General features: G+C 40.9%; 8 protein-coding genes. All 8 read right to left on the minus strand.

The window, feature by feature from the left end; genetic code table 11:
- Complete coding sequence (locus AB8P06_RS05450) at positions 1–1,407, minus strand: glycoside hydrolase family 43 protein (RefSeq protein WP_369838963.1); 1,407 nt, start codon at positions 1,405–1,407, stop codon at positions 1–3.
- 12 nt (positions 1,408–1,419) lie between these two features.
- Positions 1,420–3,444, minus strand: a complete 2,025-nt coding sequence (locus AB8P06_RS05455; protein WP_369838966.1) for an NPCBM/NEW2 domain-containing protein — start codon at positions 3,442–3,444, stop codon at positions 1,420–1,422.
- A 13-nt stretch (positions 3,445–3,457) separates the two neighbouring features.
- Entirely contained in the window at positions 3,458–4,825 is a 1,368-nt protein-coding gene (locus AB8P06_RS05460; protein ID WP_369838969.1) for a glycoside hydrolase family 43 protein, read from the minus strand.
- Positions 4,826–4,841: 16 nt separating this feature from the next.
- Positions 4,842–7,283: a glycoside hydrolase family 31 protein gene (locus AB8P06_RS05465; protein ID WP_369838972.1), complete on the minus strand. Its 2,442-nt coding sequence runs from the start codon at positions 7,281–7,283 to the stop codon at positions 4,842–4,844.
- Positions 7,284–7,328: 45 nt separating this feature from the next.
- Positions 7,329–8,201, minus strand: a complete 873-nt coding sequence (locus AB8P06_RS05470) for an alpha/beta hydrolase (RefSeq protein ID WP_369838974.1) — start codon at positions 8,199–8,201, stop codon at positions 7,329–7,331.
- Between the two features lie 109 nt (positions 8,202–8,310).
- The gene (locus AB8P06_RS05475; protein ID WP_369838977.1) at positions 8,311–9,927 is read right to left on the minus strand and encodes a glycoside hydrolase family 43 protein; all 1,617 of its coding nucleotides are present in this window, start codon (positions 9,925–9,927) and stop codon (positions 8,311–8,313) included.
- A 5-nt stretch (positions 9,928–9,932) separates the two neighbouring features.
- Positions 9,933–11,648 (minus strand): glycoside hydrolase family 43 protein, encoded by a 1,716-nt coding sequence (locus AB8P06_RS05480; protein ID WP_369838980.1) that lies wholly within the window; start codon positions 11,646–11,648, stop codon positions 9,933–9,935.
- Between the two features lie 9 nt (positions 11,649–11,657).
- Positions 11,658–12,950, minus strand: a complete 1,293-nt coding sequence (locus AB8P06_RS05485; RefSeq protein ID WP_369838983.1) for an MFS transporter — start codon at positions 12,948–12,950, stop codon at positions 11,658–11,660.
- Between the last annotated feature and the right edge of the window lie 2 nt (positions 12,951–12,952).

The raw sequence follows: 12,952 nt of genomic DNA on the forward strand, positions 1-12,952 counted from the left end.
TTATTTTTTCTGAAAGCTCCAGTAATCGAAATTAAACAGCTTTCTTCCTGCCGTAATATTTTTCCCCTGAAACACAAAGTATACATCATGAATACCGGAAACAGATTCTGAAATTTTTGTTGTCAGGGTTTTAAATTCTTCCCAGCCACCGGTTCTCGAAATATCAATCTGGGCTATTTTCGGTCCTTTAGTATCATCCAGATGAACTTCCAGGATGCCACCATCAATTCCTGCGGCAACAGAAGCTGAAAATTCAGAAGCACCTTTTTCAAAGTTCACTGAACGGACTTTGATATACCCTCCTGCTCTGACATCGGAAACATACACTCCGGTTTTCTTGTTTTCGGAAGTGCTGCATTTTTCCGACCACGCCATGGTCTCGGCTTCGGTTCTCTGGTATGGATTTAAGGTTCCTGCCGGAGTCACACCTTCTTTGGTCATTGTTATCTTCGGAATACTTCCGTCGGCATTATATTTGAATTCTTCGATAGCAGTTGAACGTCCGTAGCTTCCACCGGCCGGCAATAATCCGGTATGGTAGAACAGGTAGGATTTTCCTTTGAAATCGATAATTCCGCCGTGGTTGGTAAAACTGTTGGTTGCCTGGTCAGTCATAATTTTCCCCTGATATTTCCATGGTCCGGTTGGTGACGGACTGGTTGAATAGGATAAACATTCTGTTTTTCCGGTCATTCCTGCATACATCATATAGTATTGATTGTTACGTTTGTAAAGCCATGGCCCTTCTACGTACACATCATCAAATTTCTCCTGCTTCTGCAAAACTTCATCACTTTTCCCGGGACGTCTCAGCCCACCAAAAGTTTCCACCGATTGCGGAATTTCTGTGATTTCCCCCTGATAAGAAGTCATATCTTTATTGAGCTTCACATAAAATAATTTACTGTTCCCCCAATACAGATAAGCCTGCCCGTCATCATCTATAAAAACCGTCGGGTCAATATTATTCCAGGTCCCGGTCGAAATCAACGGTTTTCCCAAAGCATCTTTGAATGGTCCGGTGGGACCGTCAGATACTGCAACACCAATAGCCATATTGTTATCAATAGTCTGTACACAGATATACCAGTAGAATTTGCCATTTCTTTCAATACACTGCGCCGCCCAGGCTCTGTCCCGCGCCCAGCTGAAAGACTCTAAAGAAATGGGTGAACCGTGGTCTGTGTAATTGACCATATCTTCCGTGGAATACACCCTCCATTTGGTCATCGTGTAAAAATCAAACCCCGGCTGATCATCTCCTGTATAAACATATATTTTTCCTTTATAGACCATTGGAGCCGGATCTGGTGTAAAATGCGTCTGAATAACCGGATTCTGAGCAGAAATACCGATACCTGCCAACAGAAAAGTGAGTGTAATATATTTTAAGTTTCGTTGAATCATATTTAAATACTATTATTTGGGTGAAATGAATTTATAGTAAGCAACACCATGTGCAGGAATATCAAGGGACAGAGTTCCTATATCGGTATTGATTTCTGCAATATTCTTCTGTCTCCAAAGATCGCGCACCGTCTGAGCACCTGAAATCGCTAATTTTTTGAAATCTTTATACGGTAGTTTCACTTTTTCTCTTCCGAAATTGGCGAATGCCACCGCTTTGCCTCCGTCTTCCAGTTCTTTAACATAAATTCTGAGTTCACCTATGGTCTGTAAACAAACACCCTGCTTTCCCAAGGCATCCTGATTTACCGCAATTACCTCGTCATTGGTCAGCAGATTTAGGGTAAATTCATCCAGTTTCTCAAGGTCACAGCCAATCAGCAATGGTGCTGAAAAAATACTCCACAGACTCATATGAAGATATTGCTCATCAGGTTTCAATCGGCTTTGATGCGGATTTCCCCAACCTACAACGCCAACAACCAGCATATCCGGATCATTCCGGTTTCCGGGCTTCGCAAAAGGAGCCGCCTTATCCTGAGCAAGAGCAATATTCTTTACGCTTGACCAGGTATCTGTAATATCGTTGGTGGTACGCCAGGATTGTGCATTGACCTCATCACCCCACTTCCACACATCGCCCATGCCATACTGGCAGAGGTTGTATACAATATCTCTTGGCTGTTGTTTCAAAAGATTTCCCATCAGTCTGAACGGTTTCACGCCTTTATCCAAATCTCCGCCACCCTGAAAGGCGAGAGAAGGAACTTTACCGGGATCATTATCCGGCAACCCGTCAATTACGCCGCCATAACTGCACCAGTCGTATTTCAGGTAATCAACGCCCCATTTAGTGTAGCTTTCAGCATCCTGTTTTTCGTAACCGTAGCTTCCGGCACATCCGCCACAGGTCCATGGGCCGGGAGAAGAATAAATTCCCATTTTCAATCCGTTGTTATGAATGTAATCCGCAAGGCCTTTCATATCCGGAAATTTGGAATTGGTCAGGATATAACCATTTTCATCACGCATTTTTCCGTGGAATGAAGGGTCCTTTCCGTCCCTGTTATATTGCCATGAATCATCGATATTGATATAATTCCAGCCATGATTGATTAATCCTGATTTTATAAGAGCGTCTGCTGCACGTTTCACTTTGTCGGCAGAAACTTCATGTCCGAAGCAGTTCCAGCTATTCCAGCCCATTGTAGGCGTGAGAGCGATTCTGTCACCACATTCTATTTTTAATTTTTTTGAGGCTGAGCCTTTTGCATTGTCAGCAGACAATACAACTTCGTAATTGCCTTTTACATCGATTTTTCCGGTAATAATTCCGGTTTGAGTATCGATTTTTAAACCATCGGGAAGATTTTTTGCTGAAAAAGTCATCGGTCTTTCTCCTGTTGCCGGAATCCTGAAAAGAAATGGCGAACCGGGACGGACTCCGTAAATTCCGGCTGAATTGATACGAGGGGAAGCAGCAGGTGGAGGTGTTAAAATATAAGGTTCCGAAGCAATGGGGTTAAATGTTTGTAATGTAGAAACTCCCATAGTTTCAAATCTGGCATTTACCCAGTCCGCATGATCATAATAAGGGCCGTTTCCACCATCGGTAACTACGAGTTCCAATTGCCTGATCCCTTCCAATGAAACGGAAACCGATTTTGCTTTGTCTCCCAGATGCATGAGCCCGCTGGACCAGAGTTTTTTATTATCTCCGTAAATTTCAAATTCCACAGCAGGGTTCTGCCCTTTGATCTCATCATCTATTCCTGCTAAAGCTGAGAATTTTTTGACTTTCCCGTTTATTTTAATCAATAAGGAACTTTCAGCGTGTGTCCCAAAACCTCTGTCAAATGTTTCGCCGGCAATGGTCAGTTTTTTTCCGTCTACAGAAGTATTAATTCCCGGCTTTCCATGTCCCTGAGTTACAGTGCTCAAATCCAGTTTATCCAGCCAGACCACTGACTGAGCTTTAGAAGCAGTAAAGGACAGCAAAGTAATTCCTGTAATTAAAAATAGTATATTCTTCAACATGATTTAAACCGATTTAATTAAACTTCCACCAGTCGAAATAGAAAAGATCTCTGTCTCCTTTGAATATAAAATACAGATCATGAATACCAGTGATACTTTTCACAGGTGTTTTAATGGTTTTGAAAATGTCGCCTTCTGCTTTTCCTGTTACTTTTACAATTCCTAAAACCGGTCCGTCAGGCGTATCGGTATGAACTTCTATATTGCCGCCGTACAGAGCAGCTACCGAAATCTCTATAGATTGAGCTCCTTTGGAAAATTCCACACCCTGTACTTTGATATAGTCCCCATTATTGATGGATGAAACTACCATACGGTCAGTAATTTTCTTACCCGTATCGTAAGGGTTGTTTCTTTCCCATTCGGTCAGTTTCTCAGTTTTCAGACCTTCGCTGAATGCAATGGTTTCCGCTTCTGTTTTATTGTAAGGATTGAGGGTAGCGATCCTTTTTACACCTTCAGGATTCCAGAAAGGCAGTTTCTGTATCGTCCCGTCAGCGTTATATTTCATTTCGCTTACGCAGACAGAACGGCGTTCATAATGCTTGCTCATCGTCTGCTTTCCTATATTATAATTGAATCCGAAAATATAAGTTTTCCCTTTATAATCAATGATTCCCGGATGGTTTCCGTTAGAACGCCTGTCACTGTCCATTATCATTCCCTTGAATTCCCAGGGGCCGGTTGCAGATTTGCTTATTGCATACCCGATTCCTTCAGGGCAGCAGGTGGATGCATACGCCAAATAATAAAGTTCGTTTCTTTTCCATGCCCAGGGTCCTTCCTGGTAATGAAACAGATCAGGTGAGCCTTTCACTTTAGCAATCGACGGATCTTTTACAACATCTCCATTCACAGAAATCATATCTTTATTCAACTTTACATACCAAAGATTAGGATTCCCCCAATAGAGGTATGCCTGGCCGTCATCATCAATCAGAACAGTAGGGTCTATATCATCACTCGAATTTTTAACCAAAGGCTTTCCTATAGGATCTTTGAAAGGACCATACGGGCTGTCAGCCACTAAAACCCCGATTCCTCTTTGTCCCGGCATCGGACAATACATATAAAACTTTCCGTTTCTTTCGATCACCTGAGGAGCCCAGGCTCCGTTTTCAGGATCAGTCCATTTGAAATCTTTTAAAGAAGCCACTATTCCGTGATCAGTCCAATTGACCATATCAACAGAAGTGTAAAGCAGCCAGTTTTTCATTTTAAAACCAAACGCATCATCTTCGTCATGGCTGGTATAAAGAAAAACCGTGTCTTTGTAAACCATTGGCGCAGGATCGGCAGTGAATTTGGTCTGGATGACCGGATTTTGGGCGAAACAAATTTGGAAAAAACCCAATATTATTATTAAACTTAAATTCTTCATATTCAATATTTTAAGCTTATTTAAAATGGACATCTACTTTTTTTCCGGAATAACTTATCGTTTTCTGCTGACCATTCGGAAGAATCAGATTAAAACTCCGTATCTCAATCATTCCTTTGTATTTACCTTTCCGGTCACCGATCGAGAGTGTTTTTGATTTTTCGTTCCAGTGAAAAGGTATTTCCGTATAGGCTCCTTTTTCGTAATTATAATTATCAAATTCATCCTCATACAACACAAAAGAAGCATCCGCACCCGGATAAATTTTCACGGTAAGATTATCCCATTTTTTTTCTGTTGCATACTGAACATCGGGACCCAACGGAATGATACTTCCTGCTTTTACATATAATGGAATGCTTTGAATATTCACTGTTTTATCAATTTCCCGGCCGCCAGTATATTTTTCATTATTCCAGAAGTCAAACCAATCTGCTCCTTCCGGAAGGTAAACTTTCACATTTTTATTTTGGGTAAAATCTATGTTGGAAACCGAATTTTCCTTGTTACCGTCGTTTTTATTCCAGCCTTCATTTTCATCGGTTTTGATAAGCTTTTCAGGTGTATATTGGGCATTGAGAACCGGTGCCACTAATAATGATTTTCCAAACAGATATTCATCATTCATATCCCACGTTTTTTTGTCTGAAGGAAAATCCATGGAAAGTGCCCTCATAAAGCTTGATCCATTTTTTGAAATATCCCAGGAAACGGAATAGATATAGGGTAACATACTGTAACGCAGCCTAATGAATTTTTCTATTGCATCATATACGGCACCACCTTTATTCCCGAACTGGTAAATCTCTCTCGGCACATCGGTTCCATGCGAACGCATCATTGGCGTAAAAGTTCCATACTGCAGCCAGCGGACATACAATTCCTGAAACATCGGATTATTTGGACCTCCATTTCTTTTATAAACACCGGCAAAGAAACCACCGATATCGGAATTGAAATTCGGGTTTCCGGTAAGACTGAAATTCAATCCTGCAGGCACCTGTTTGCGCAATGTTTCCCAGGAAGAGTTGACATCGCCTGACCATGTATTGGCTGCATATCTCTGCTGGCCTGCAAAAGCTGACCTGGTTAAAATAAAAACCCTTTTATCACCGGAAGTTTCACGCTGATTATCGTAAACACCGCCTACCGTCATCAGCGGATAAGCGTTTCTTACTTTTCTGAATGAGCCGAGATAGGTTTTGGTATCCAGATCTTCCGCTTTCTGGCTGAGATGATCAGGTTCCGTTGAATCCATCCACCAGGAATCTACTCCCAGGCTGAAAATACCTTTATTCAGATATTTCCAGTATATATTTCTGGCTTCAGGATTGTAAGCATCATAAACACGGACACCGGAAGGATAATTCATATCCGGAGGCCAGACATCCCTGCCTGATTCCGGCCAGGTACTGATATTGAAAAGCACTCCTTTTGAATCCATTTCACGATATTGTTTGGTCATTGGCCCGAATGACGACCAGATGGAAACCGAAAGATGAGCGTTCATGTCATGGATATCCTGTACCATTTTTTTAGCATCCGGAAAATCGGGACTGATGAAATCCATTGCATTCCACTGATAATTGTTTCCCCAGTATTGCCAGTCCTGTATGATTCCGTCTAAAGGAACTTTCAGATCACGGTATTTTTTAACCACCTCTGTCAGCTCATTCTGGCTCTTGTAACGTTCTTTGCTTTGCCAGTAGCCATATGTCCACAAAGGAAGCATCGGTACATTCCCTGTAAGATCGCGCATTGCAGCAACTACTCCATCGGCATTTTTGCCGTACATAAAATAATAATCAATGCCATCTCCCACTTCTGACGAAAAGGATGTTTTCTGGGGCGTATCCGTAAATTGTGTCGGTGAATAGTTGTCCCAAAAGATACCATATCCCTTTACAGACTGGAAAAAAGGCACAAAATCCCATGTATTATTCTGAATCATTTTTACATCGGTATTCCGCTGAGACATTTTTCCGTTTTGCAGAATTCCCAAACCGTAGATAGGTTCGTCTTTTTCGAGCTGAAAATCCTGTATTACAGAATAGGTCTGATTTCCGGCGTCATTAAATGGTTTGAAATCACTTGCGGTTTCTTTCAGAAGTTCTTTGCCCAATGACGATTTATAAGTGATCACTCCATTTTTAGCATTAATGGAAAGCAACAGGTCATTCGTTTTTAATGAAATAGTATTATCTTTTTCTGAAACTGAAAATTTAATTTTTTGTTCCTGCTTAATGACGGACAAACTATTTTTTACCCATGATTTTCCGGCGGGATATTTAATGACTCTTATCATATTTTCTCCATACAATTTTATTTCAACAGCGATATTCTCTGCAGAAAAGCTCAATCCGGAATCTGTTTTCCTGTAGGACTGTGCATAGGTATTTCCCGATAGTATTACCACCGTGATGATCAATGCTTTACTGGTTATTTTGCTGAAATTCATTGTTTATGGATTATGGTGAGATCAAATTTTCAAAGTCATTGGTATTTATTCTGATTTCAGAACAAGGTTAACGTCTTCCTGATTTACAGGTTTGAAAAGCAGTTGTGAAAACAGATACAGATCATTTTTCCAGACTTTGAAATCGTGACCGCCCGGCTCTACATAAAAAATATGCGGAACTTTATTTTCTGTGAGATAGTCGCTTGTTCTTTTGCTGAAAGGCATCAATCTGTCCTGATCTCCACATGAAATCCATAAAAGCTTTAATTCTTTGGCTTTGGATGGATCCGGAAGAAGCAGCTGAGGCTCTTTGGTATTCGGAGCTGCGGAAAAAGCCCCTACCCATGCGAACCTGTCGATATTGCCCAATCCGAAATTCAGGGTCTGCCCGCCACCCATGGAAAGTCCGGCAATGGCTCTGTCATTTCTGTCTTTTTTTACCGGATATTTTTTTTCTACAAAAGGAATCAGATCATTCAGCAGGTTTTTTTCAAAGGCTGTAAAAGCTTCCACTTTATCTTTTGCCATGATATCTCCGGTTGCCCTGTCGTCTTTCATTGCACGACCGTTAGGCAGCACGACGATCATTGGGGTAAGCTTTCCTTTGGCATACAGGTTATCTAAAATAATATGGGGTGTCCCATTTCGGAACCATTCTTTTTCATCTCCGCCAATGCCGTGAAGCAGGTATAAAACAGGATACTTATTGCCTTTTTTATATCCGGGAGGAGTATATACCAACGCTTTGCGTGTCGTACCAACAGTTACAGACGAATATTGTATGGTATCAATCTTTCCGTGTGGAATTTCTTTTTTCTCCGTATCAAAATCCTGTGGCACCTTTTTCTCAAAAGCCTGTGCAGAAATAAAAACTCCTGACAGCATAAAACTTAATGCTAATACAACTGATTTATTCATGATTTTTATTTGTATTTTTAACACTTATTATTTCAGATAAAAAAATAATAGGGTATTATTTTATTTCAATATTGATAGCAGACTTTTCCCTGCCTCTCTGATTTTATTCCTATTTCTTTCCGGCTTCACTGACTCTGAAAAAATCTACATCTACAAATCCTCCGGTATTTTTAGTGGCATAATTAAAAATCGCGAATTTCGATCCCATAAAAAATCTCCGGTAATCAAAGATCATTTTGTAATCCTTTGCCATTTCTGTCCAGCTTTTCTGATCCGTACTGTAATAAAAGTCTGCAAGATCTTTTCCAAGATTAAAATTGGCATCAATACGAAGGAAAACTTTATCCGACTTGAGAGGAATGCGTTTTTTCTCTTCTTTTTTAACCCCTGTAATCGCTTTTGTCTTATTGTCCAGACTCACTTCATTGGTTGAAAAAACAATGAATTTTTCTTTGCCTTCTCTCACTATTGATAAGATCCCGGAGTCACCATTGAAAGCACTGAAACCGGCAATATCTCCATCTTTCATTCCTTTGAGGTCCATGGCAACAATTGCTGAAGAGGTCGGACCTTCCATTCTCTGGGTTAAAGTATTGGGTGCTGCGTAAAGATTATCTACCATTCTGCTGGTTTTCAGCCTCAAAAATCCTTTTCTTTCGGATAAAGACCACGCTTCATTCACCGGATTATGGTTCCATTGCCACTGGATTTTCATTTCTTTATCAGAGAACTCATCACTTTCCACCAAATGATTTTTTGCTTTGAATGGCGGAAGAGGAACTTCACCTTTCAGAGGAACTTTTCCGTTTTCTCCCAACACCGGCCAGTCGTTTTCCCATTGTACGGGCAGCAACAGCGGAACACGTCCCACTCCGTTTCTGTCTTGGAAAATAAGGGAGTACCAGTTTCCGTTTTTATCATCGATCAAAGCTCCCTGGCCAGCGTAGGAAAATCCTAAAAAATTGTCTTCAAGAATCACTTTTTTCTCATAAGGTCCTGTCACTTTATCAGCTCTGTAGACTACCTGACGGCGTTTTCCGTTTCTTGGCCACGAAATCATCATCATATAGTATTTCCCGTTTCTTTTGATGATCTGATTTCCTTCCAGAAGTCCGGTTTCCGAAGCATCTTTCTGAAATACCTCAGTTCCATTAGAGTTTCCGATAACCTCTTTAAAGTCAGGACTCAGTTCAAAAACTTTGTTGGAAGTGAAAACATATACCCTGTCATCATTATCGAAAAACAGTGAAGCATCATGAAAATGCCGTGTTCGGGTGATGAGTTTCCATTTTCCTTTTTCAGGGTTATCAGTCACATAGAAATAAGATTTGAAAGGCTCATCATTCGGAGAAAACAAAACATAGTATTTCCCTTTGTGATACCGTATGGAAGAAGCCCATTGCCCTCTGCCGTAAACGGTGCCTTCCAGAAGGTCATATTTGGAATTGTCATTCAGCGTATTGAAAACATAGCTTGCCATTTCCCAATGGACAAGATCCCGGGAATGCATTACCGGAGCTCCCGGCATCAGATGCATTGTGGTACTGATCAGATAAAAATCATCTCCGTTTCTGGTTACTGATAAATCCGGAACATCCGCCCAGATAATGGGATTGGTAAAAGGTGTTTCGTTCTGTTTCTGAACAGGATTCATCTGGGCCGAAAAAAGATTCAGCCCGATAAATCCATAAAAAGAAACTATATAAAATGATTTTTTTAAATTCAAAATGATTAAGGTTTAATATCGTTAGACGAAGTACTGTATAAACCAATCAGGCTTCCGGTAAATCCTCCGGCTATATCTGTTGACAGAATGTCTCCTGAAACCGGACCGCCCAGGTTTTTAAAGTTTTTACCGTCCGGAGAATAATTAAAGCTGTATTCATCTTTTTCTGCGATGACCTGCAGTTTTATAGTTTTGGACAGCGCAATTTTCTCACTGGCAATAAGCCTGGACTCTCCTTTTTCTGTTCTTTCTAAAACTAAATAATAATCCTTATCTTTTTTAGTCACTCCAAAAACATAATTGAACCTTTCGCTCTGATAGCATGTAATTCCCGCCAGCTCTTTTTCAGATTTCGGTTTGAAATCCAACGTTACCGAGGCTTCAAATGCGGCATGCTGCTGCCTGTGAAATAAAGCGGAAACAGGAGCCAAGGCTTTGATATTATTTTCGGAAGGATTAACGGTCACTCCGTTTTTAGAAACACTGATAAAGTTTTCACGGGGTCCTCTCATTGCAATCCACCGGTAATCCAGCTTGCTGCCTTTAAGATTATCGGAGAACGTAAAATTTCCATTGGGGAAGAAACCGTTTTGCCCGGTCTTGTTTTTTGCTCCTGTAGGCATTTTAAGCTTAGGTTTCATAGGAACAAGGCCGTTCTGGAAAACAGGATAGGTTCCACTCCAGTCTACGGGAAGAATAAAAGTTTCGCGACCGCTGTTTACGCGGTTATTTTCATTCGGTCGAATGGCTAAAAATACGCCATAGTATTTTCCGTCAGGTGTTTCCACCAGATCGGCATGTCCGGCCCAGTCTACCTTATCTTTTCTGTCTTTCGGAAAATACCTCTGTGTAAGAATAGGATTGCTGGGTGCAGGAACAAACGGACCTTTCGGACTGCTGCTCATAAAAATAACTTCACTGTGATTACCGCCTGTTCCGCCTTCTGCACACATCAGGTAATACTTTCCGTTCTTTTTATACAGGTGGGGTCCTTCTATCCAGATCGGCTTCTGGGTAATATCCACACCGCCATTCACAATAATTTTATCTGAGCCTGCCACTACCTGATCTTTTTCAAGGTCATAATCCCACATCTTGATCACACGATGGCCGTTATAAAGCTCTGTTCCTTTTGGCGGAGCATCATTGTGAATGATATATGCTTTGCCGTCATCGTCAAAGAAAATGGAAGGATCAATCCCGTCGAAATTAAGCTTCTGAACTTCACTCCATCCTTTTGCGGGATCTTTTGTTTTCACAACCATATTCCCGATACCGCCTGCAATCTGGGTGGTAATCATATAAAAAGTGTCATTATACTTATTGTATTTGATATCAGGGGCATAAATTCCCTGCGAAACTCCTGATTTTTCAACTTTAAGCTGGGAAGGTCTGTCGAGAACGTGCCCGATCTGCTTCCAGTTTACGAGATCATCAGAATGAAAAATCGGAACCCCGGGAAACATAGAGAAAGATGAATTGACCAGATAGTAATCGTTTCCTTTTCTGGTAATACTTGGATCCGGATAACATCCCTGAAGTATTGGGGAATAAAACTCATCATCATTCAATGGATGGTCTGTATAGATTTTATCATTCCCGCGGTAGCTGAAATCTGAAAAAGTCTGTGCCGAAAAACTATTGACTGAAAGTAAGGCAGCAGCGGCAATTGCTTTGACATTATTTCTTTTTAAAACCGTATTCATTATCTTCTGTTTCATTATTTTATTTTATAGATTATTGTTTATTTTCTTTGATTGATCTCTGTTTAAAAGCCAGATAATCATCCAGGCGGCGAGATAGGAAATTCCTGCAATGAAAAATATGATATTGTATCCGCCATTGATATTTCCTGCTTTTTTAAAGGAATCCAAAACGATTCCTATGAATAAAGGAAAAATAATTCCGGCAACAGAGCCCATCATCCCGCCAAAACCAATGACCGAACTTACATAATTGTTGGGCAACTTATCACCTACCGTCGTCATCAGATTGGCACCCCAACCCTGATGTGCAGCAGTAGCAAAGGCAATCACCATTGTGATGATCCACATATTGTCTATATATTTTGAAAACATGACGGGAACAACCATAAGAGCAAAAAGAAGCATCGTAAAACTTCTTGCTTTACCGATTCCCCAACCTTTTTTGATCAGTAAGGAAGAAAGATAACCGCCACCAATACTTCCGATGGTTGTTCCGCTGTAAATGATGATTAATGGTATCGATGGTTTTGTAAGATCCATTTTAAAGACATCGGAAAAATAGGCCGGCAGCCAGAACATAAAGAAATACCAGATAGGATCTGTCATGATTTTGCCGATCGCAAAAGACCAGGTTACCTTATATTTAAACAATTCGGATAATGGAACTTTAGATTGTTCAGAAACGGTTTCTTCCTGATCACTTTTAATATACCGGTATTCTTCCTTACTTAAGTTTTTGGATTTTTCAGGAACGTAATAAAACTTCCACCAAAGGACAATCCACAGCATCCCTGCCGCACCAATCCAGACAAAAGTCTGCTGCCATCCATAATGTCCGAGAATCCACGGCACCAACAGCGGTGCAAGAATGGCCCCTACGGTTGCCCCTGAATTAAAAATACCTGTTGCCAATGCGCGTTCTTTTTTGGGAAACCATTCTGCCACAGATTTTATAGCTGCAGGAAAATTCCCTGCTTCGCTGAGCCCTAAAGTAGTTCTTGCCACTAAAAACCCAAAAGTACTTTTTACGAGGCCGTGTCCCATTGAAGCAATACTCCAGACTATTAGAGAAACGGCATAGCCAATTTTTGTTCCTACCCTGTCAATAAAACGTCCCATTGCAAGATACCCGAAGGCATAAGCTCCGGTAAATGCCATAACAATGTAGCTGTAATCTTTTTCTGACCATTGAAACTCTGCTTCTAAGGTAGGTTTGAGCAATCCCATCACCTGGCGGTCAAGATAATTGATCGTTGTGGCGAGAAATACCAGAGACAGCATCCACCATCTTACGTTACTTTTCTTGGGAATCTGCATTA

The organism is Chryseobacterium tongliaonense, assembly GCF_041224435.1.
GTDB lineage: Bacteria > Bacteroidota > Bacteroidia > Flavobacteriales > Weeksellaceae > Chryseobacterium > Chryseobacterium tongliaoense.